We start from the raw sequence: 21,296 nt of genomic DNA on the forward strand, positions 1-21,296 counted from the left end.
CTGCAAGGGGGACCTTGTGGGAGAGTAGGACGCCGCCGAACAATATTTGTGGGGGAGCCCCGCACCATTCAATTGGTGCGGGGCTTTTCCGCGTTCACGGGCCCGTATTCCGGGCCGGGCTATTGTCGGAGTCATGCGCTACGACCTGGTCATCTTCGACAACGACGGCGTCCTCGTGGACAGCGAACCGCTGTCCAATACGGTGCTCGCCGCGTATCTCACCGAACTCGGCCACCCCACCACGTACGAGGACTCCCTCCGGGACTACATGGGCGGCGCCCTGCACCGGGTGCACGACACGATCCTCGACCGGAGCGGGCGCCGGCTGCCCGAGACCTTCGACGCCGACTTCCACGCGCGGGTCTTCGCGGCCTTCGCGCGCGAGCTGAAGCCCGTCGTCGGCGTCGGTGAGGTCCTCGCGTGGCTGAAGGAGAGCGGGACGCCGTACTGCGTCGCCTCCTCCGGCAGCCACGAGCGCATCCGCTTCGGGCACGGCGTCACAGGGCTCGACCGCTGGTTTCCCGAGGACCGCGTCTTCAGTGCCGAGGACGTCGGCCGCGGAAAGCCCGCCCCCGACCTCTTCCTCCACGCGGCCGACGTGATGGGCGTCGACCCCAAGCGGTGCGCGGTCGTCGAGGACAGCCCGCTCGGCGTCCAGGCCGCGCGGGCCGCCGGGATGGACGTGTACGGATTTACCGCCATGACCCCGGCGGCCGGGCTCGGCCCGGTCACCGCGGGCTTCGGGCGCATGGCCGAACTCCCCGATTTGCTCGGCTGATTGATCTACCGACCGGTAGCGCGGGCGCCTACGCTCCCGCCATGACCGCTCCCGCCCCCCTCGACGCCCGCCTGCGGCACGGCAGGATCGCGCTCGCCCTGAGCTTCTTCGTGCAGGGCGCCGCCTTCGCGCTGCTCGTCACCCGGATACCCGCCGTCCAGGACAAGTACGGGATATCCGACGGGCTCCTCCCGGTGTTCCTCGCCGCCGTCCCCGTCCTCGCCGGTGTGGGGAGCGTCGTCACCGAACAGCTCGTCAAGCGGGTGCGACCGAGCCGGGTACTGCGCTGGTCGCAACCCCTCGCGCTGCTCGCCCTCCTCGGCGTCGGCTACGGCGACGGCATGGTGGTCCTCGCCCTCGTCCTCGCCGTCTTCGGGCTCGGCGTCGGCGCGCTCGACGCCTCGATGAACATGCTCGGCGTCAGCCTCCAGCGCGCCTACGGCCGCAGCATCATGCTCGGCTTCCACGCCGTCTACAGCCTCGGCGGCATCCTCGGCGCCTCGCTCGCCTGGGCCGGCGCGCACTGGCACCTCTCGCTCGGCGTCTCCTACCTCCCGCTCGTCGCAGTCACCGTGCCCGCAGCCCTCATCGGCAGCCGGTGGTACGCGGACGCGCGCAAGGGGGCTCCCGCGCCGAAGGAGCAGGAGCAGGAGCAGGAGCGGGCGCAGGGCTCCGGTGTCGTCTTCCGGATGCTCCTCCCGCTCTGCCTCGTCATGACCTTCGCGTACATCGGTGACTCGACCGTCTCCAACTGGAGCGCGAAGTACCTCCAGGACGTCCTCGGCAGCTCGGAGCAGCTTTCGACCGTCCCCTACAACGTGTACATGGTCACGACGCTCATCGGCCGCGGACTCGGGGACTTCGGGGTGCGGCGCTTCGGCCCCGTCGTGGTCGTACGGGCCGGCGCCGTGCTCGCCGCGACCGGCTTCGGTGTCGTGGCACTCGCGCCCGGCGCCTGGGTGGGGATGCTGGGCTTCACGCTGCTCGGGCTCGGGCTGTGCGTCCTCGTACCGCAGACCTTCGCCGCCGCCGGGCGGATGTTCCCGCACGCCTCGGACGCGGCCGTCGCGCGGCTCAACATCTTCAACTACGTCGGATTCCTCGTCGGCTCCCCGCTCGTCGGGGCGCTCGGCGATGCCTGGAACTACCGGGGCGCGATGATCGTGCCGCTCGTCCTCGTCCTCCTCACGCTGGGGTACGCGCGTTCCTTCGCGCCCGCGCCCGCCCGGTACGGTGACGGGCATGAGCGGCCTCGCGCACTTGATGTGGGATGACGGCGTCACCGCGTACGACTTCGGCGACGGTCACCCGATGGACCCCGTACGGCTCGACCTGACCCGCAAGCTCGTCGCGGGCCTCGGCGTCGACGCCGCGCTCAAGGTCGTCGCGGCCCCGCCCGCCGGGGAATCGACGCTGCGGCTCGTCCACCGCGAGGACTACATCGCGGCGGTGAAGGCCGCCTCCGCCGACCCGGAGCACGCCGACCAGCGGTACGGGCTCGGCACCATCGACGACTGGGCGTTCGCGGGCATGCACGAGGTGTCCGCGCTCATCGCCGGGCAGTCCGTCGCCGCCGCCGAGGCGCTGTGGCGCGGGGACACCGCGCACGCCGTGAACTTCACCGGCGGCCTCCACCACGCGATGCCCGCCGCGGCCTCCGGGTTCTGCGTCTACAACGACGCGGCGCTCGCCATCGCGCGGCTCCTCGAACTGGGCGCCGAGCGGGTCGCGTACGTCGACACGGACGTGCACCACGGGGACGGCGTCGAGGCCGCGTTCTGGTCCGATCCGCGCGTCCTGACCATCTCGGTCCACGAGCACCCGCGCACCCTCTTCCCCAACTCCGGCTGGCCGCAGGAGACGGGCGCCGCGGACGCGGAGGGCTCGGCGGCGAACCTGCCGCTGCCCGCGGGGACCGGGGACGCGGGCTGGCTGCGCGCCTTCCACGCCGTCGTGCCCGAACTCCTCGGGGGCTTCGACCCGCAGTTCCTCGTCACCCAGCACGGCACCGACACCCACTTCGAGGACCCGCTCGCGCACCTCGCCGTCTCGCTCGACGCCCAGCGCGCCGTGCAGGCGGCGTGCCACGACCTCGCGCACACGTACGCGCGGGGACGCTGGCTCGCCCTCGGCGGCGGTGGCTACGCGGTCACCGACGTCGTACCGCGCTCGTGGACCCACCTCACCGCGATCGCCGCGCACCGGCCCGTCGAACCGCTCGCGGCCGTACCGGAGGAGTGGCGGCAACAGGTGTACGCCGAGACGCGGCAGCAGGCGCCGTACCGGATGACGGACGGCCGCTGGCCCGTGCGGTGGCAGCCGTGGGAAGAGGGCTACGACCCGGCGGACCGGATCGATCAGGCGATCATCGCGACGCGGAAGTCCGTCTTCCCGTTGCGGGGGCTCCTTCCGTAACGGGCGGCGAGGCACCTCGGCGCACATCTCCTACGCCCAACGCCTCACCCCTCCTGGCCACCCCGGCCCCCTCTCCTCCCCCCGAACCCGCACCGCTGTGTCGACAAAACGACCCGCTTCCCCCTACGTCCGTCCCCGCCGCCTACGTTCCCGCGCCTCCTCCCGTCCCCTCGGCGCCCTCCGCTCGCGCCGGGCGTGAGCCGGGCGCGAGCCCTTCGCCGGAGCCTCCTGGGACGGACCGGCTCACGGGGGGCGGACGAGGTGGAAGCCGTGGTGGGGCGCGGGAGAGGGGCGGGGTCGCGGTGCAGGTCAGCTCCGCCGTGGGGCGGCGGAGCAAGGGGGCGCGCGTGGCCCCGGCCGGACGGCGGTGCGGGGGAGGGGCGGGTGGCTTTTCGCGTTCCGCTTGAGGGTGCCGTGCGGGCCGGGTACCACCGGCCGATTACTCGTTATGTACTCAATCCGGCGTGTCTGTCACGGTAAACAGAGGATGCCTGCTCCTCTTCCCCACTCGCATCACCCGCCCCTAATCTGGGGAGTGAGCGCTCAGCGACGAGGAGTCACCGGAGGGGAAGCCGGTGCGCGTCCGAGCGGAAGGTACAGGTGTAGTGATGGCCACTGCTGACGAGCGTCCTCTCAACGAGGTCCAGTTCCTGACCGTCGCCGAGGTCGCCTCGGTGATGCGAGTGTCGAAGATGACCGTGTACCGCCTGGTGCACAGCGGTCATCTGCCCGCCATCCGGGTCGGAAGGTCCTTCCGGGTCCCCGAGCAGGCGGTGCACGAGTACCTCCGCGAGTCCTACGTGGGGGTGGAGACCGCCTGATCCCGCTGCCCGCCCGCCCGGGAACCGGTGCTCAGCCGGGTCCCGGGCAGGGGGGTCGCCCTCGATTTAGGGCTCGGAGCGGGTGGCGGGTAGGCTGGGCCGACGTAGGTCGTGTGGGCCCATGCAGCCCCGCACCAAGTGCCCCCGCCAGTTGCGGGGGTGTTCCGAGTAGTGAGCGAGGGTTGTTGTGGGCTCTGTCATCAAGAAGCGGCGCAAGCGGATGGCCAAGAAGAAGCACCGCAAGCTGCTGAAGCGTACGCGCGTCCAGCGTCGTAACAAGAAGTGAGCCCTTCCCCGCGCGAGCGGGGCGCTCCGCCGCGGCCCTTCCCCGGTTCACTCCGGGGGAGGGCCGCGGTCCTGTGTACGGCGGGTTCCCCGGTGGCAGGGGGCTGAGACCGCTCCCCGCCCCGCGCCGGGGGCCCGCTACCGTGGCCCCATCGGCGTACGCCACGGAAGGGCGGCGATCGCGTGGGCAGTGTCGTGCTGGTGACGGGGGCCGGGCGCAGGCTCGGGGCGCGGTTCGTACGGGCCGTGCAGGAGGACCCCGCGGTGGAGCGGGTGATCGCGGTGGACGCCGCCGCGCCCGGGCAGCCGCTCGGGCGGGCGGAGTTCGTCCGCGCCGATCTGCGGCAGCCCGCCATCGCGCGCGTGCTCGCCGAGCACGCCGTCGACACCGTCGTGCACCTCGACGTGACCGGCACGGCGCCCGGAGTGCCGCGCGCCGGCGTCAAGGAGACCAACGTCATCGGGAGCCTCCAGCTCCTCGCCGCCTGCCAGAAGTCCCCGTGGCTGCGCCGTCTCGTCGTGAAGTCCTCGACCGCCGTGTACGGTTCGGCCGCCCGCGACCCGGCCGTCGTCGACGAGAGCGGTCCGCACCACGCGCCGCCGCACGGCGGTTTCGCGAAGGACGTCGGCGAAGTCGAGAACTACGTACGGGGCTTCGCCCGCCGCCGCCCCGATGTCGCGGTCGGCGTGCTCCGCTTCGCGGGCATCCTCGGCCCCGGCGCCGAGTCGCCCTTCGCCGCGTACTTCGCGCTGCCCGTGCTGCCGACCGTGCTCGGGCACGACCCGCGGCTCCAGTTCGTGCACGAGGACGATGTGCTCGCGGTGCTGCGGCTGATCGCCTGCCTGCCGGAGAGCGCCTCGGCGCGCGGCAACGGCACGTACAACGTCGCGGGCGAGGGCGTGCTGCTGCTCTCGCAGTGCGCGCGGCGGCTCGGGCGGCCCACGGTGGCGCTCCTGCCGCCCGTCGCGCGCTGGGCGGGTGCCGCGCTGCGCGGTGCGGGACTCGGGGACTTCTCGCCCGAGCAGTGGCGGATGCTCACCCATGGCAGGGTCGTGGCCACCGACCGGCTCCGCGAGGACCTCGGCTTCGTCCCGGCGTACGGGACGGCCGGGACCTTCGCCGACTACGCGCGCGCCCGCGGCCCCGGGCTGCTCCCACCCGCGCTCCTCGGCGCCGTCCTCGACCGCCTCGCCGCGCCCCGCACGTCCTGAACCACCACCGCATCCGAAGGAGTCCCGCCCCATGGCCGACGCGAAAGTGATCCCGTTCGACGACGATCGCGCCCGTGAGCGGCGTGGCGAGCGGCGGGACGGCGGCGAGGCGGAGGTGCGGGAACTGCCGGGGGCCGCGCGCGAGGCGGAGGGTACGGGGCCCGAGTGGGAGCGGCGGCTCGCGGGCGGGCTCGCCTTCCTGCGGCGGCGGCTCACCGGCGCGTACGAGGTGGACGACTTCGGGTACGACGCCGAACTGACCGAGGGCGTGCTCCTGGAGGCGCTGCGACCGCTGTACGAGAAGTACTTCCGGGTCGAGGTGAAGGGACTGGAGCACGTGCCCGCCGACGGGGCCGCGCTCCTCGTCGCGAACCACTCGGGGACGCTGCCGCTCGACGGGCTCATGCTCCAGGTCGCGCTCCACGACGAGCACCCGGCCGCCCGGCGGCTGCGGTTGCTCGCCGCCGATCTCGTCTTCCGGCTGCCCGTCGTCGGTGAGCTGGCGCGCAAGGCGGGGCACACGCTCGCCTGCGCGGAGGACGCCGAGCGGCTCCTGACCGCGGGCGAACTCGTCGGGGTGATGCCGGAGGGGTTCAAGGGGCTGGGGAAGCCGTTCGCGGAGCGGTACAAGCTCCAGCGCTTCGGGCGCGGCGGCTTCGTCGCGACCGCGCTGCGCGCCGGGGCGCCCATCGTGCCGTGCGCGATCGTGGGCGCCGAGGAGATCTACCCCATGGTCGGCAACGCGAGGACCCTCGCGCGCCTCTTCAACCTCCCGTACTTCCCCGTGACGCCGACCTTCCCGTGGCTCGGCCCGCTCGGCGCGCTCCCGCTCCCGACGAAGTGGACCATCGAGTTCGGCGCCCCGCTCGACACCTCCGGCCACCCGCCCGCCGCCGCCGAGGACCCCATGCTCGTCTTCAACCTCACGGACCAGGTGCGGGAGCGGATTCAGCACATGCTGTACGAGGCGCTGGTGGGGCGGCGGTCGGTGTTCTTCTGAGGGGCCTCGCACCGGCGGGCCCGTCAGCCCGGGGTAAGGGAGCGGGGCCGCGCCTCGTGGAAGGCGCGGCCCCGCTCCCGTACCCCTCGCCGCGCCTACGAGTCGTCCTCCACGCCGAGGCCGAGGCCCGGGAGGACTCCTGGCAGGAGCGGGGGCAGGGTGATGTCCGGGACGGGGTCGGGCGCGCGGTCCTTGTCTCCCGCGCCGCCCTGTTCGCCCTTCGCGCTGCCGCCGCCGGTGCCGTCCGGGGAGGAGGCGCCGGGCGAGGGCTTGAGGGGGTCGAGGAGCCGGCCCGCGTCGCCGAGGAGGCCGTCCTCGTCGCGGGACTCTCCGGAGGGGGTCGGTGAGGTGCCGTGCGCGCCGCCCCGGCCGGGCGACTCGCGCGGGTCCCCGCCCTTGCCGTCGCCGGGGTGCTCCTCGCGCTCGCGGGCGTGCGGTCCCGCGCTGTCGCGGTCGCCCGCGGTCGGGGAGCCCGGCTGCTCGGGGGTGCCGGGCTTCGCGGCCGGGGTGTGCGGCAGCAGCGGGGTGACCTCGCTCTCCATCGCGTCGAACACCGAGGTGACCTCGTCGCTCACCTCGACGAACTGGACCGGGAGGCGCTCGCGCAGCCGGTCCCAGGCCTCGCGGTGGGTGCCCGCGAAGGAGGAGAGGGCCTGGAGGTGACCGAGGGAGTGGTCGGCCTCGTAGGCCTTGCTGAGCAGCCGGTGGCCCTCGCCCGCGTCGTACTTGACGCCGTTGAGCGCGCGGCGGACCTCGCCGAGGTGCTCGTGGTCGAGGCGGCCCGCGCTGCCCCGGTCCATGAGTCTGCGGGCCTCGGAGAGCCGCGTCCCCGCCTGGTCGAGGAGCAGCTGCCCGCGATCGGCGTCGTCCCCGGCCATGCCGAGCCTGAGGTCCTCCATCCCGCGCTTGAGCCCGTAGAGCGAGTCACCCGGCAGGGCGTCGCCGCTCGCCGCCGCGACCCCGCCGAAGGCCCCCGCGGCGACACTCACCGTGAGGCCGCCCGCGGCGAGCCGCTTGGAGAGGCGGGTGCGGGGTTTGAGCTTGCTGAGCGGGTTCGCCCGGTGGGCGCCCTTGCGGGAGCGCTGACCGGGCACCGAAGGGCGTGGGCTGTCCAGGCCCGGCACCGTGCCCTCGCGGAGCATGGTCTCCATCGCGGCGACCAGTTGGGCCCGCTGGACCACTTTCACCCCGGGGTCCAGCACGGGCGGTGGCAGGGAGGCGAGTCCGGTGGCGAGCGCGAGCATCCGGCTCGGCTCGTCGGTGCGGTCCCGTGGCTCCTGTGCGGTGCCCTGCTGTGCCGCGAGGCCCTGCCCGGGCCGCTCGTCCAGGGCCTGGGCGAAGGCGTTCGCCCGCCGGTGCGCCGAGACGTTCGCGATCACTGGCGGCACCTCCTCTCGTCATGACGATCGGCTCCCCGGAAGGTCCTGGTGGGGGCCGCCGCCGTGGCGGGGGCGGCGTGACCGCAGGGAGCCTGCGTTCGGGACAACGACGGGCTTGGGGGCGGGGTTACGGACGGGTGACGAAGATGCGGGGACTGTGTCCTTGCGTGCCCGTCCGGGCGCGCTGCGTGAGGGGACGCCGCCGGTGCGAGCGCCCTCGGTGCAGCCGTTTCGTTCAGCGGGCGTCCTCCGGGAGGAGACGGGCGAGGGTGCGCACGGCCCGGTACTGGAGGGTCTTGATCGCGCCCTCGTTCTTGCCCATGACGCGGGCCGTCTCCGCGACGGAGAGGCCCTGGAGGAAGCGCAGGGTCACGCACTCCTGCTGCTGGGGGTTGAGGCGGCGGACGGCGTCGAGGAGGGCGGCGTTGGAGAGGGATTCGAGGACGGAGTCCTCCGGGCTGCGCTCGACCTCGTTGGCGTCGAGCATCTCGCCCGTCGTCACTTCGAGGCGGAAGCGGCTGGACTTGAAGTGGTCGGCGACGAGGTTGCGGGCGATCGTCACGAGCCAGGCGCCGAAGTCGCGGCCCTGCCAGGTGAAGGTGCCGATCCGGCGCAGGGCGCGCAGGAAGGTCTCGCTCGTGAGGTCCTCGGCCGTCGCCTTCCCGCCGACGCGGTAGTAGATGTAGCGGTAGACGGTGTCGCTGTACTGGTCGTAGAGGCGGCCGAAGGCGTCGGCCTCGCCGCTCTGCGCCCTCTCGACAAGGTCCATCATGCGGGCGCTGTCGCTGTCCGCGGCGGGCCGGCGGTGGGTGGTGGTGGCCGCGGCGGACCTGCCGCGTCTGCCGACGGCCGTACTCGACTCGGCCAGGGCGTAGCACGGTCGAGCGGGCGCGGGCGTGGCGAAGACGGGTGTGGCGTACGCGGTGGGGACGAAACCGCGCAGGCGGTCGACTACCGAGGCGCGGAGAGCGGCCAGGCCCGCGGCGTCAACCCCGACGTGTGGGTACACGGGACTCCCAGAGGCAGAGCTTCCATCACGTGCACTCCGGCTCCTCGTCCCCCGTACCGCTCGGGCTCATGTTCACTCGGCGTACAGGAGGCAGGGGGCCGTCATGCGTTTGAGGAGAATAACGCTTCGTGCAGGCGGCGCTACACCGAGTTGCTCAAATCACCGCTTGCGTCGCTTCTCTTATGGAGTCGCTGGCATTGGTGATCGCTCAAAAGCCCTGTTGGTGACCGTTTTTGCGCGAAGTCTTCCGAGTGCGTGTCGCGGGGACACGGCTGCCCGGAATCGCGACTACCGGGCGCCCCGGCTGGGTATGGCTGAACCTCGGGCCCACACGGCGAGCTTCACGCAGAGTGAAGGTGAGGGGTCTGACGTGCCGCTTCGCGGTGGACGCGGTCAGTGACGGCGGCGGTGGATCGCCACCGCGGCGGCCGTGCCGCCGGCCACGGCGCCGAGTCCGGCGGCCGCCGGGACGCCGATCCGGGCCGCCTTGCGGCCGGTCCGGTAATCGCGCAGCCGCCACTCGCGGGCACGGGCATATTTGCGCAGTTTCGCGTCAGGATTGATCGCGTACGGATGTCCGACGAGCGAGAGCATCGGTACGTCGTTGTACGAGTCGCTGTACGCCGCGCAGCGCGCGAGGTCGAGCCCCTCGGCCGCGGCCAGCGCCCGTACCGCCTCCGCCTTCGCCGGGCCGTGCAGCGGCTCGCCGACGAGCCGGCCCGTGTAGACGCCGCCGACCGACTCGGCGACCGTGCCGAGCGCGCCGGTCAGGCCGAGGCGGCGGGCGATGATCGTCGCCGTCTCGACGGGCGCGGCCGTCACGAGCCACACCTTCTGGCCCGCGTCGAGGTGGGCCTGCGCGAGGGCGCGGGTGCCGGGCCAGATGCGGTCGGCGAGGTACTCGTCGTAGATCTCCTCGCCGATCGACGTGAGTTCCGCCACGCGGCGGCCCTTGACGATGGAGAGGGCGCTGTCCCGCGCGTCCTGCATGTGCGCCGGGTCCTCGACGCCCGCGATCCTGAACCACGCCTGCTGCCAGGCGAAGCGCGCGAGTTCGCGGCGCTCGAAGAAGTGCCGCTTGTAGAGGCCCTTGCCGAAGTGGAAGAGGGCCGCGCCCTGCATGACGGTGTTGTCGAGGTCGAAGAAGGCGGCGGCGCGGGTGTCCCCGGCGACCGGGAACTCGGGCTCGGGGACGCCCCCGGCGGACTCGCTCTCGCTCTTCCGCGCGGCCTCGGCCGCCGCTTCGCCCGCCAGGACGCTGCGTGCGGTGGCGGGGCGCCTGCGGGGGGTGAGCCATCCGGGAGCGGCCATGCGGTCGAGCATATCGAGTCGGCGGGAGGGGCGGCGGACCGCGAGCCGAAGCCCCCGGGGCGGGACGGAGAATGAGAGGTATGACTGGACGACTCTTCGGGCGGCGCAGGCCCGCAGCCGAACGGACCGTGACGCTCATCGCGAAGCCGGAGTGCCACCTGTGCGAGGACGCGGAGCGCGTGGTCGGCGCGGTGTGCGGGGAGTTGGGGGTGGCGTGGGAGGTGAAGGACATCACGCGGGACGAGGCGCTGTACCGGGAGTACTGGGAACAGGTGCCGGTCGTCCTGGTGGACGGGGAGCAGCACACGTTCTGGAGGGTGGACGCGGAGCGGCTGCGCCGGGCTCTGCGGTGACGGCTTTCGGGGCTCCGCCCCGGACCCCGCTCCTCAATCTCCCCCAGCCTTCGGCCGGGAGGTACCCCCAGAGGGGCTGAAATAACCCAGGTACCATCGAATCGCAGGCTGCGGGGGCACTGGGCATTCGGAAAGGGGTGTCGGCGTTGTCCCCGCACGGTCGCTCGCGCCCCGCGCGAAATGGTTCCCCGACGTGGGGATTCGGCCACGTGACCCCGGTCACTTTGGCCGGACAAAACGGACACCATCTTTGTGCACGCGTTCACAAAGACATAGCCTGCTGGCGACGGGGCGGTCCTGGGACAACTGACCGCCCAGAGCCCCGCTCTACCCGCAGGAGCACCGTGGCAACTGGCCGAACTCACCGACCGGCGACCCGCAGCCGAGGAATTCCCGAGGCCACCGTCGCCCGCCTTCCGCTGTACCTCCGCGCCCTCAACGCGCTCTCCGAGCGCTCGGTCCCCACGGTCTCCTCCGAGGAACTCGCCGCGGCCGCCGGGGTCAACTCCGCGAAGCTGCGCAAGGACTTCTCCTACCTCGGCTCCTACGGGACCCGCGGTGTCGGCTACGACGTCGAGTACCTCGTCTACCAGATCTCGCGTGAGCTGGGCCTCACCCAGGACTGGCCGATCGTTCTCGTCGGTATCGGCAACCTCGGCGCCGCGCTCGCCAATTACGGCGGCTTCGCCTCGCGCGGCTTCCGGGTCGCGGCGCTCGTCGACGCGGACCCCGCGCTCGCCGGGAAGCCCGTCGCCGGCATTCCCGTCCAGCACATCGACACGCTGGAGACGGTCATCCGCGAGCAGCACGTCTCGATCGGGGTCATCGCCACGCCCGCCGGGGCCGCGCAGCAGGTCTGCGACCGGCTCGTCGGGGCCGGCGTCACCTCGATCCTCAACTTCGCCCCCACGGTCCTCGCCGTGCCGGACGGCGTCGACGTGCGCAAGGTCGACCTCTCCATCGAACTCCAGATCCTCGCCTTCCACGAGCAGCGCAAGGCCGGTGAGGAGAACCTCGCCGAGGAGAGCGCCGTGCGCGACGCGCCGACCACCGCCGTCAGCGGCGTCGCCGCGAAGGAGACCCCCGCCGAGCGCGCCGCTCGCGCCGGGGACGGTCCGGGACCGGAGGGTGACCTGCCCGCCGTGATGCGGGCATGAGTCTCCTCGTCGTCGGGCTCAGCCACCGCAGCGCCCCCGTGAGCGTCCTGGAACGCGCCGCGCTCACCGCGGACGCGCAGGCCAAGCTCCTCCAGGACACCCTCGCCGCCGAGCCGGCCGCCGAGGCCGCGGTCCTCGCCACGTGCAACCGCATCGAGCTGTACGCGGACGTCGACAAGTTCCACGCGGGCGTCGCCGAACTCTCCACGCTCCTCTCCCAGCACGCGGGCGTCGGCCTCGAAGAACTGACCCCGTACCTCTACGTCCACTACGAGGACCGCGCCGTCCACCACCTCTACTCGGTGGCCTGCGGCCTGGACTCGATGGTCGTGGGCGAGGGACAGATCCTCGGGCAGATCAAGGACGCCCTCGCGCGCTCCCAGGAACTGCACACCGCGGGCCGCCTCCTCAACGACCTCTTCCAGTCCGCGCTGCGCGTCGGCAAGCGCGCCCACAGCGAGACCGGGATCGACCGCGCGGGCCAGTCCCTCGTGAGCTTCGGTCTCGAACAGCTCGCCGAGAGCGGTGAGCCGGGCACCTCGGTCGACGACTGGGCGAAGGGGAAGCGCGCCCTCGTCATCGGCGCGGGCTCGATGTCCTCGCTCGCCGCCGCCACGCTCGCGCGGGCCGGCGTCGCCGAGATCGTCGTCGCCAACCGCACCCGCGAGCGCGCGGACCGGCTCGTCGAGATCCTCACCCAGCCGGGCGGTACGGGCGTCGCCGCGCGCGCCCTGCCGATCGGCGAGGCCACCGACGAGCTGCCCCGCGCGGACATCGTCGTCTCGTGCACGGGCGCGACCGGGCTCGTCCTGCCCGCCCAGGCCATCGAGGAAGCCGTCACGGGCCGCGCCGCGCGCCCGCTCGCGCTCCTCGACCTCGCGATGCCGCGCGACATCGACGGGGCGGCACACGCCCTGGAACACGTCCGCATCGTCGACATCGAGTCGCTCGCCGCGGCCAGCGCCGACGCGCCCATGGCCGCCGACGTCGAGCGCGTGCAGCACCTCGTCGCCCAGGAGGTGGACGCCTTCGGCGCCGCCCAGCGGGCCGCGCACATCACGCCCACCGTGGTGGCCCTGCGCACCATGGCCGCCGACGTGGTGGCCGCCGAGACGGCTCGCCTGCACGGGCGCCTTCCCGGCCTCGGCGAGCGCGAGTTCGCCGAGATCACCCAGACCGTGCGCCGCGTCGTGGACAAGCTCCTGCACGCGCCGACGGTGCGGGTGAAGCAGCTCGCCAGCGAGCCCGGCGGTGCCGGGTACGCGGACGCGCTGCGCACCCTCTTCGACCTCGACCCGCAGACGGTGGCCGCCGTCAGCCGGGCCGACGCGAGCAGTACAGACGACCCGAATCGAGGGCGGTCATGACCGACAAGCCACTCCGGCTCGGCACCAGGCGCAGCAAGCTCGCCATGGCGCAGTCCGGGCTCGTGGCCGATGCCGTGCGCGAGGCGACGGGCCGTCCCGTCGAACTCGTGGAGATCACGACGTACGGCGACACCTCGCGCGAGCACCTCGCGCGGATCGGAGGTACGGGGGTCTTCGTCACCGCGCTGCGCGACGCGCTGCTGCGCGGTGACGTGGACTTCGCCGTGCACTCCCTGAAGGACCTGCCGACCGCGCAGCCCGAAGGGCTCGTGCTCGCCGCGATCCCGCGGCGCGAGGATGCCAGGGACGCGCTCGTCGCGCGCGACGGGCTCACCCTGGAGCGCCTGCCGAGGGGCGCGCGGATCGGGACCGGATCGCCGCGCCGCATGGCGCAGCTCAACGCCCACGCCCGCGCGCACGGACTCGGCGTCGAGACGGTGCCGATCCGCGGCAACGTCGACACGAGGATCAACTTCGTACGGGACGGTGAGCTGGACGCCGTGGTTCTCGCCGCGGCCGGGCTCAACCGGCTCGGCAGGGGTGGTGAGGTCACCGAGTACCTCGCGCCCGACACCGTCCTGCCGGCGCCCGGCCAGGGAGCGCTCGCCGTCGAGTGCCCCCCGGGGCCGCTCGCCGAGGCGCTCGCCCGGCTCGACGACCCGTACACGCGGGCCGCCGTGACCGCCGAGCGGGCGCTGCTCGCGGCGCTCGAAGCAGGTTGCAGCGCACCCGTGGGCGCGCTCGCCGACTTCCCCGACGGAACGCAGGACCAGGCCGCGCAGCCCAATGACATGGCGCGGCAGACCACCGAAATGCGCCTGCGGGGTGTCGTCGGCTCGACCGACGGTGCCGCGCTGGTGCAGCTGACCACCACCGGTCACGTGCCCTCCACGCAAGCGGAGGCCGAGGCGCTCGGCGCGGAACTCGCCGCCGAGATGCTGGCGAAGGGCGCGGCCGGTCTGATGGGGGAGCGAGCACGATGAGCCCCACCACCTCCGCCCTTGCCGCCGTCGCCACCGAGGCGGGCCACGGGCATGTCACCTTCCTGGGCGCGGGTCCCGGCGACCCCGGCCTGCTCACCCTGCGGGCCGTGGAGGCACTGGCCGCGGCCGATGTGCTGATCGCCGAGCCCCGGGTGCTCGACGTCGTCCGGGCGCACGCGCGCACCGACGCGGACGCACCCCTGCTGACCGACGAGACGTCAACCGAGCCCGGAACTCCGGGAGTCGGTGACGCGGCCAATCTTGTCATGGCGGCCGCGCGGGGCGGCAGGCGGGTCGTCCGAGCCGTGCCGGGGGACCCCGGTCTCGACACCGACACCGCTGCCGAGATGCTCGCCTGCGCCGCCGAGGGCATCCCCTTCGAGGTCGTCCCCGGCATCGCCGCCGCCGTCGGGGTCCCGGCCTACGCCGGGGTTCCGCTGCGCGACGCGCAGGGCACCGACGTACGGTTCGTGGACGCCGCGTCCGCCTCCGAGCGCTGCTGGACCGAGGTCGGGCAGAGCGACGGCACCGTCGTCGTCACCACGACCCTGGAGAGCGTCGCGCGCGCGGCCGGTGAGCTGGTGAGCGCCGGGCGCAAGCCCGACACCCCCATCTCGCTGACCGTCGCCGGGACCACGACCCGGCAGCGGACCTGGACGGCGACGCTCGCCTCCGTGGGCCAGGTGCTCAAGCAGGCGAAGGTGCTCCCCTCGCCCGAGGGCGCGCAGCCGGTCATAGCGGTGGTCGGGGAGCGTTCCGCCCCGGCCCTGCGCGATCAGCTCGCCTGGTTCGAGTCGAAGCCGCTCTTCGGCTGGAAGGTCCTGGTGCCGCGCACGAAGGAGCAGTCCCGCGCGCTCTCCGACCAGCTCCGCTCCTACGGCGCCGTGCCGCACGAGGTCCCGACGATCGCCGTCGAACCGCCGCGTACCCCGCAGCAGATGGAGCGGGCCGTCAAGGGCCTGGTGACCGGGCGCTACGAGTGGATCGCGTTCACGTCCGTCAACGCCGTCAAGGCGGTGCGGGAGAAGTTCGAGGAGTACGGGCTCGACGCGCGCGCCTTCGCGGGGATCAAGGTCGCCGCGGTCGGCGAGCAGACCGCCAAGGCCCTCGTCGACTTCGGCGTGAAGCCGGACCTGACGCCGAGCGGCGAGCAGTCGGCCGCCGGGCTCCTGGAGGACTGGCCCCCCTACGACCCGGTCTTCGACCCGATCGACCGCGTCTTCCTGCCGCGCGCCGACATCGCCACCGAGACCCTCGTGGCCGGGCTCATCGAGCTGGGCTGGGAGGTCGACGACGTCACCGCGTACCGCACCGTGCGCGCCTCGCCGCCCCCGGCCGAGACGCGGGAGGCGATCAAGGGCGGCGGCTTCGACGCGGTCCTGTTCACCTCCTCCAGCACCGTCCGCAACCTCGTCGGCATCGCGGGCAAGCCGCACAACGTCACCGTCATCGCCTGTATCGGCCCGGCGACGGCGAAGACGGCCGAGGAGCACGGGCTGCGCGTGGACGTCATGGCCCCCGAGCCGTCCGCGCTCAAGCTCGCCGCCGCGCTCGCCGACTTCGGCACCCGGCGCCGGCTCGCCGCGCTCGACGCGGGCGAGCAGGTGACCCGGCCGAGCGAGCGGCGTCCCGGGGCGCGCAGGCGGCGCAGCACCACGTGACGACCGCGCGTGCCCTTCGTGTCCCCGAGTTCCCGTGTTTTCCGTGAAGGTGGTTCGAGTATGAGCGAGTACGGCGACGGTTTCCCCGGCATCCGGCCGCGGCGGCTCCGTACGAACGCGACGATGCGCCGCATGGTCGCGGAGACGCGGCTCGACCCGGCGGACTTCATCCTGCCCGCGTTCGTACGGGAGGGCATCGGCGAGCCCGCCGCGATCGAGACCATGCCCGGGGTCGTGCAGCACACGCGCGACACGCTCCGCAAGGCGGCCGTCGAGGCGGCCGAGGCGGGCATTTCCGGGATCATGCTCTTCGGCGTGCCCGAGGAGGCGAAGAAGGACGCGGTGGGGACGGCGGGGACCGACCCGGACGGCATCCTCCAGCAGGCCCTGCGGGATGTACGGGCCGAGGTCGGCGACGACCTGCTCGTCATGTCGGACCTGTGCCTCGACGAGTTCACCGACCACGGGCACTGCGGCGTCCTGGACGCGCGGGGGCGCGTCGACAACGACGCGACGCTGGAGCGGTACGCGGAGATGGCGCAGGTCCAGGCCGACGCGGGCGCGCACGTCGTGGGCCCGAGCGGCATGATGGACGGCCAGGTCGGCGTTATCCGCGACGCGCTCGACCAGACGGGCCACGAGGACGTGGCGATCCTCGCCTACACGGCGAAGTACGCCTCCGCGTTCTACGGCCCGTTCCGCGAGGCCGTCGGCTCCTCGCTGACGGGCGACCGCAAGACGTACCAGCAGGACCCCGCGAACCTCCGCGAGTCGCTGCGCGAACTCGCCCTGGACCTCCAGGAGGGCGCGGACATGGTCATGGTCAAGCCCGCCGGGCCCTACCTCGACGTCCTCGCGAAGGTCGCCGAGTCGGTCGACGTCCCTGTCGTCGCGTACCAGATCTCCGGCGAGTACGCGATGATCGAGGCCGCCGCGCAGCGCGGCTGGATCGACCGCGAGGCCGCCATCCGCGAGTCCCTCGTGGGCATCCGCCGCGCGGGCGCCCGCAGCGTGCTGACGTACTGGGCGGTGGAGGTGGCGCGGGCGCTGCGGTGACGCGCGCCGGCCGTACGTCGACGGCCCCCGTTCCCCGTGACCGCGGGGGCGGGGGCCGTCGACGTACGGCCGTGCGGGAGGCGGGTCAGCCGGTGACGCGGAGTTCGAGGAGGACCGCGGGGGCGTCGCCCACTCCCTCGCCCACGCCCTTGAACTCGTCCTTCTTCACGTCCACTTCCACCGACTTGCCCTCGGCCTCCAGCTCCGCGTGCACGGACCGCTGGACGGTCTCGATGGCGTAGACGTCCGGGACCTCCAGGGTGAGGAACCCGGTGGGCGCGGTGCTGCTGAAGCAGAACTTCCCCGCCGCGCTCTTACGGGTCCACACCTTGATCATGGGGCTGGAGTCGTCGCACTCCGCGAGGACGATGTGGCCGTCGCCGCGCCGCAGGGTGATGCCCTGCTCGGCGGCGATGCGGTCGGCGCCGGGATAGTCGAAGGTCTCGACGGCGTATCCGGGCTGGTCCGCCGCTGCCGCCTGGACGGAGGGGGTGTCGTTCCCGTCCGCGAAGGCCCATGTGGAGACGCCCGCCAGCGCGAGCGCCGTCGCGGTGGTCGCGAGGAGCGAGCGTGAGCGCGAATTCAGAGTCATCTGTGCATCCGTAGTCGTCACGGACACAGCGCCCGGCACTCGCCGTGCCCACGTGGTGTCTCACACGCAGGTGTTCCGCGCCCCGTGCGCCGGCGAACCGTCAACCGCGTGGCGTGGGGTGTGCGGGTGCCGTTGCCCCTGGTGTACCTGAAGTGATCGGAAAGTATCACACGCGCAAAGGACTTACCTTCTTTTCTCACAAGTACTTCAAACCTATGGTGATGCAGCGTCAAGGAAGCGCAAGCACAAGTGGTTTGTCCGAAAAGGGGAGCAGTGGTGAGGAACCTTCGCGAACGCACAGGAAGTGGGAGGGCGAGACCCGGGCGGGGGCCGACGGCGGTGGCACGTGGCCGGACGAGGGCCGCTTCGGTGGGTGTGGCCCTGCTCCTCGCCATGACGGCCGGGATGCTCGGTCCGGCGCCCGCCTCCGCGCTCGACCCCGACCCGGACGAGTACGCGCCTGTCGAGTACCTGCCCGCGACCGACCGGGGAAAGGTGCTCTCGGCGTGGGAGGAGGGCGGACCGGGCGTCAAGGCGGCCGCCGAGGCCGCGCTGCTCGGCTCCGACGCCGACGTACGCACGTTCCTGGACGGGGAGGAAGCGCTCGCGCGGACGGCGGACGACCGCGTCGCCACCGTCCAGATCCTCTCGCTCGGCGGACGCGCTGTCCGCGAGGCGGCCCAGGAGGCCCTCGCGGGTCCCGAGGAGGGCCTCGCCGACTTCCTGGAGGAGGGCTGGAAGGCCCCTCTGGAGCAGGACCAGCGCGTCCAGGTCACCCAGATCATCTCCTCCGCCGCGGGGCCGCAGGTGGCGGCCGACGGGCGCAAGGCGCTCAACGGGGGGATGGACGAGATACGGAAGTTCCTCTCCGAGGGGCAGTACACCGCCGCCGACAACGATGCCAGGGTGCAGGTCGTCCAGATCATGAGCACCGGCGGGCAGGCCACCAAGGAGGCCGCCCGCGTCGCGCTCAACGGCGACATCAACGACATCAGGGAGTTCCTGGAGGTCGGGCAGCACACCGCCCGCGCCCGCGACCAGGAGCAGGCCACGGTGGCCGACCTCGCCACACAGGCAACCGAGGCCGGGCGGCAGGCGCGGGTGGAGACCGACCGCGCCAAGGAGGCCTCGGCGCGCGCGATCGAGGCGACGAAGCTCGCCAAGGAAGCGGCGCAGAAGGCCGCGAAGGAGACCGAGGCCGCGAAGAACGACGCCGTCAAGGCGTCGAACGCGGCGGGTCGCGCCGCCGACGCGGCGCGCGGGGCCGCCCGCGCCGCCCAGGTGGCCGTCGACGCCGCCAGCGCCGCCAACCGGGCAGCCCGCGTCGCCGCCAACGCCGCGGCCCAGGCCGCCTCGGCGGCGGCCGCCGCGGCCAACGCCGCCGCCCGGGCCCGTAACGCCGCCGCCGCGGCGGCCACCGACGCGGGGAAGGCGTCCGCCGCCCGCTCCGCGGCCGAGGACGCCCTGGACGCCGCCAAGGGCGCCAAGAAGGCGGCGCAGGCGGCCGACTTCGCCGCCACCGCCGTCGTCGAGGCGGCCGGCGCGGCCCAGGCGGCCGCCAGCGCGGGGCAGAACGCCGACGCCGCCGCGTCCGCCGCGGCCGAGGCGAGCGGTCAGGCCGGGGTCTCCGACGCGCAGGCCGCCCGGGCCAGGGCCGCCGCCGCCGAGGCGCACCGGCACGCCGCGGAGGCGACGGCCGCCGCCAACAGGGCCGACTCGCTCGCGGCGAAGTCGGCCAAGGCCGCACGGGAGGCCAGGGACGCCGCCAACTCCTCGGCCGAGCACGCCGAGAAGGCCGCCGCCGCCGCCAAGGAGGCCGCGGAGCACGCGGGCGAGGCGGCCACCGCCGCCGCCGAGTCCACCAAACACGCCGCCGCGGCGAAGACCGCCGCCGACGCCGCGAGCGCCGCGGTGCAGCAGGCCAAGGACACGTTCACCCTCGCCCGCGAGGTCGAGGCGGAGGAACTGGCCTCCCGCACGGCCGGGGCCGTGGAGCAGGCGCGTTCGCTGCGGGACCAGGACGACGAGCGCGTCGCCGAGGGGAAGAAGCAGGCCGAGGCCGCCGCCGCGCTCGACGCCGAGGCCACGGAACTCGCCGAGGAGATATCCGCCTCCGGCGAGGACGCCGACACCCTCGCGCCCAAGGCCCGCAAGGTCGCGCTCAACACCGTGCGCACGCGCGGCCCGTGGAGCGTCAGCGCCGCCGAGGTCGCCCTCGCGGGCTCCGCCGACGACGTGGTGCGGTACGTGGCCGAGGGCCGCGAGCAGGCCGCCGCTCTCGACCGGCGCGCGCGGGCCGAGACCCTCGCCACCGACTCGACGTCGTCGGACGTGCGCGCAGCCGCCACCGCCGTCGTGGAGAAGGGCGACGCCCCGATCGAGGAGTTCCTGGAGACGGGTCAGTTCCAGGCCGTCTCCAACGACCTCCGCGTGCGCATCACCCAGTTGATGAACGGCGCGGGGCCCGGCGTCAGGAAGGCGGGCCAGGCCGCGCTCAACGACGGTTCCCCCGCGAAGCTGCGGGACTTCGTCGACAGCGACTACTACGTGCAGCGTGCCAACGACGAACGTGTCCAGGCGACGCAGCTCGTCGGTTCCGGGACGCCGGAGGAGAAGGCCGCCGCGCGCATCGCCCTGGAGGGCCCGCCGCAGGTCCTGCACGCCTTCACCGAGACCGGCCGCTTCAAGGCCAAGCGCCAGGACCTGCTCACCGCGACCCACACGGCGCGGGTCCAGGGCCTGATCGCCAGCGCCGCCAAGGTGGCGGCCGTCGCCCAGCAGAACGCGGCGCTCGCCGGTGAGACGGCGGCGAAGGCGCGCAAGGCCGCCGCCGAGGCGAAGAAGTACGCGGACCAGGCGAAGGCGTCGGCCGAGCAGGCCGCCTCCTACAGCAAGGACGCCGACGCCTCCGCCGACGCGGCGCAGAAGTCCGCCGACGAGGCGGCGAAGTCGGCGAAGACGGCCCGGGCCGCCGAGGCCGACGCCCACGCCGCCGCCCGCGACGCCGACCACTCCGTCGTCCGTGCCGAGGCCTCCGCGGCCTCCGCGCACGGCTCCGCCAACTCCGCGTGGGCCGCCGCCGGTGCGGCACGCGCCTCCGCCGAGGCGGCGGGCAAGGACGCCGACGCCGCGGCCGAGGCGATGAACGAGGCGCTGAACGTCGCCGCCGAGAAGCAGTGGGCGGAGATCCGCAAGGCGCTGGAGGACGAGCAGGACCGGGCCGACGAGGCGTCCCTCCAGGCGCTGGAGGAGTACTTCGCCGACCTGGCCGAGCAGCAGGAGCGCGGCGACACCGACTGGTGGGACCTCGCCACGCTGGGGCACACGGTCCTGGACACGGCGGGGCTGGTGCCCGGTCTCGGGGAGATCGCCGACGGTATCAACTGCGGCTGGTACGGGGCCGAGGGCGACAGCCTGAACGCGGGCCTGTCCTGCGCGGCGATGATCCCGTTCCTCGGCTGGGGCGCGACCGGCGGGAAGTGGGGCAAGCGCGGTGTCGAGGCGATCGAGGCGTTCAACAAGGCCATGCGTGCGGAGGGGAAGGTCCCGCACATATGGTCCGCGAACCCGAAGAGGGGCCTCAGCAACGCCCAGAACGCCTTCACCCACTGGAAGAAGCACAGGGCGGAGTTCTCCGAGCTGGCCAACGCGCAGGAGTACGTCAAGCTCGCGCGCAACTACGGGGACATCGCCCTGAAGGGCAAGCCGGCGGCCGGCTACCGCGTCTACAGGCAAAACGGCGGATCGGTCGCGATCTTCGACAAGAGCAACGGGGCCTGGGCCGCCTTCACGAAGGACGGGATACCGCAGACGATGTACAAGCCCAAGCCGATGAGCCCGAGCAACCCGAACGGTTACGAGGGAACGCTTGAGGATTGGCTCGCTCAGCCCGGCCGCGGCACGGAGATACGCTGATC

18 protein-coding genes are annotated in these 21,296 nt (G+C 73.3%); 14 read left to right on the forward strand and 4 right to left on the reverse strand.

Annotated features, from left to right (window positions below; translation table 11 throughout):
• Nucleotides 1–133: 133 nt before the first annotated feature.
• The 7 genes from ACIP4O_RS28575 to ACIP4O_RS28605 all read left to right on the forward strand — a co-directional run bounded on the left by ACIP4O_RS28575 (nucleotide 134) and on the right by ACIP4O_RS28605 (nucleotide 6,511).
• Nucleotides 134–778 (forward strand): HAD family hydrolase, encoded by a 645-nt coding sequence (locus ACIP4O_RS28575; RefSeq protein ID WP_401578841.1) that lies wholly within the window; start codon nucleotides 134–136, stop codon nucleotides 776–778.
• A 41-nt stretch (nucleotides 779–819) separates the two neighbouring features.
• Nucleotides 820–2,052, forward strand: a complete 1,233-nt coding sequence (locus tag ACIP4O_RS28580) for an MFS transporter (protein ID WP_401578843.1) — start codon at nucleotides 820–822, stop codon at nucleotides 2,050–2,052.
• Nucleotides 2,021–3,193, forward strand: a complete 1,173-nt coding sequence (locus tag ACIP4O_RS28585; RefSeq protein WP_401578845.1) for an acetoin utilization protein AcuC — start codon at nucleotides 2,021–2,023, stop codon at nucleotides 3,191–3,193. Before ACIP4O_RS28580 ends, ACIP4O_RS28585 begins: the two co-directional genes overlap by 32 nt.
• Before the next feature lie 608 nt (nucleotides 3,194–3,801).
• Nucleotides 3,802–4,014: a helix-turn-helix domain-containing protein gene (locus ACIP4O_RS28590; protein WP_007823614.1), complete on the forward strand. Its 213-nt coding sequence runs from the start codon at nucleotides 3,802–3,804 to the stop codon at nucleotides 4,012–4,014.
• A gap of 187 nt (nucleotides 4,015–4,201) precedes the next feature.
• Complete coding sequence (locus ACIP4O_RS28595; protein ID WP_003948845.1) at nucleotides 4,202–4,300, forward strand: 30S ribosomal protein bS22; 99 nt, start codon at nucleotides 4,202–4,204, stop codon at nucleotides 4,298–4,300.
• Nucleotides 4,301–4,482: 182 nt separating this feature from the next.
• Nucleotides 4,483–5,511, forward strand: coding sequence for an NAD-dependent epimerase/dehydratase family protein (locus tag ACIP4O_RS28600; RefSeq protein WP_401578847.1), 1,029 nt, complete (start codon nucleotides 4,483–4,485; stop codon nucleotides 5,509–5,511).
• Nucleotides 5,512–5,542: 31 nt separating this feature from the next.
• Nucleotides 5,543–6,511 (forward strand): lysophospholipid acyltransferase family protein, encoded by a 969-nt coding sequence (locus tag ACIP4O_RS28605; RefSeq protein ID WP_401578848.1) that lies wholly within the window; start codon nucleotides 5,543–5,545, stop codon nucleotides 6,509–6,511.
• 95 nt (nucleotides 6,512–6,606) lie between these two features.
• Here ACIP4O_RS28605 and ACIP4O_RS28610 read toward each other — a convergent pair whose 3' ends face one another.
• From ACIP4O_RS28610 to ACIP4O_RS28620, 3 genes are all read right to left on the reverse strand, one after another.
• Complete coding sequence (locus ACIP4O_RS28610) at nucleotides 6,607–7,890, reverse strand: DUF5667 domain-containing protein (protein WP_401578850.1); 1,284 nt, start codon at nucleotides 7,888–7,890, stop codon at nucleotides 6,607–6,609.
• A 235-nt stretch (nucleotides 7,891–8,125) separates the two neighbouring features.
• Nucleotides 8,126–8,899 (reverse strand): ECF subfamily RNA polymerase sigma factor, BldN family, encoded by a 774-nt coding sequence (locus tag ACIP4O_RS28615; RefSeq protein WP_009067884.1) that lies wholly within the window; start codon nucleotides 8,897–8,899, stop codon nucleotides 8,126–8,128.
• A 393-nt stretch (nucleotides 8,900–9,292) separates the two neighbouring features.
• Nucleotides 9,293–10,210 carry an HAD family hydrolase gene (locus ACIP4O_RS28620; protein ID WP_401578852.1) on the reverse strand — a complete coding sequence of 306 codons (918 nt, stop codon included), beginning with the start codon at nucleotides 10,208–10,210 and terminating at the stop codon, nucleotides 9,293–9,295.
• 80 nt (nucleotides 10,211–10,290) lie between these two features.
• Between ACIP4O_RS28620 and ACIP4O_RS28625 the strand changes: the two genes are divergently transcribed.
• The 6 genes from ACIP4O_RS28625 to hemB all read left to right on the forward strand — a co-directional run bounded on the left by ACIP4O_RS28625 (nucleotide 10,291) and on the right by hemB (nucleotide 16,787).
• The gene (locus tag ACIP4O_RS28625) at nucleotides 10,291–10,563 is read left to right on the forward strand and encodes a glutaredoxin family protein (RefSeq protein ID WP_401578854.1); all 273 of its coding nucleotides are present in this window, start codon (nucleotides 10,291–10,293) and stop codon (nucleotides 10,561–10,563) included.
• Between the two features lie 344 nt (nucleotides 10,564–10,907).
• Nucleotides 10,908–11,720 carry a redox-sensing transcriptional repressor Rex gene (locus tag ACIP4O_RS28630; protein ID WP_361332977.1) on the forward strand — a complete coding sequence of 271 codons (813 nt, stop codon included), beginning with the start codon at nucleotides 10,908–10,910 and terminating at the stop codon, nucleotides 11,718–11,720.
• Nucleotides 11,717–13,087, forward strand: coding sequence for a glutamyl-tRNA reductase (locus tag ACIP4O_RS28635; protein ID WP_361332975.1), 1,371 nt, complete (start codon nucleotides 11,717–11,719; stop codon nucleotides 13,085–13,087). The genes ACIP4O_RS28630 and ACIP4O_RS28635 overlap by 4 nt, the downstream gene beginning before the upstream one ends.
• Nucleotides 13,084–14,070, forward strand: coding sequence for a hydroxymethylbilane synthase (gene hemC, locus ACIP4O_RS28640; protein WP_401578857.1), 987 nt, complete (start codon nucleotides 13,084–13,086; stop codon nucleotides 14,068–14,070). Before ACIP4O_RS28635 ends, hemC begins: the two co-directional genes overlap by 4 nt.
• Nucleotides 14,067–15,731: a uroporphyrinogen-III synthase gene (locus tag ACIP4O_RS28645; RefSeq protein ID WP_401578859.1), complete on the forward strand. Its 1,665-nt coding sequence runs from the start codon at nucleotides 14,067–14,069 to the stop codon at nucleotides 15,729–15,731. Before hemC ends, ACIP4O_RS28645 begins: the two co-directional genes overlap by 4 nt.
• Nucleotides 15,732–15,791: 60 nt before the next feature.
• Complete coding sequence (gene hemB, locus ACIP4O_RS28650; RefSeq protein ID WP_401578860.1) at nucleotides 15,792–16,787, forward strand: porphobilinogen synthase; 996 nt, start codon at nucleotides 15,792–15,794, stop codon at nucleotides 16,785–16,787.
• Between the two features lie 85 nt (nucleotides 16,788–16,872).
• Here the strand turns inward: hemB and ACIP4O_RS28655 are convergent, their stop codons facing one another.
• The gene (locus ACIP4O_RS28655) at nucleotides 16,873–17,379 is read right to left on the reverse strand and encodes a hypothetical protein (RefSeq protein WP_361332964.1); all 507 of its coding nucleotides are present in this window, start codon (nucleotides 17,377–17,379) and stop codon (nucleotides 16,873–16,875) included.
• A 369-nt stretch (nucleotides 17,380–17,748) separates the two neighbouring features.
• Between ACIP4O_RS28655 and ACIP4O_RS28660 the strand changes: the two genes are divergently transcribed.
• Nucleotides 17,749–21,294 (forward strand): hypothetical protein, encoded by a 3,546-nt coding sequence (locus ACIP4O_RS28660; protein ID WP_401578862.1) that lies wholly within the window; start codon nucleotides 17,749–17,751, stop codon nucleotides 21,292–21,294.
• Nucleotides 21,295–21,296: the final 2 nt, after the last annotated feature.

The sequence above is a fragment of the Streptomyces sp. NPDC088923 genome, from assembly GCF_044749745.1.
Classification (GTDB): domain Bacteria; phylum Actinomycetota; class Actinomycetes; order Streptomycetales; family Streptomycetaceae; genus Streptomyces.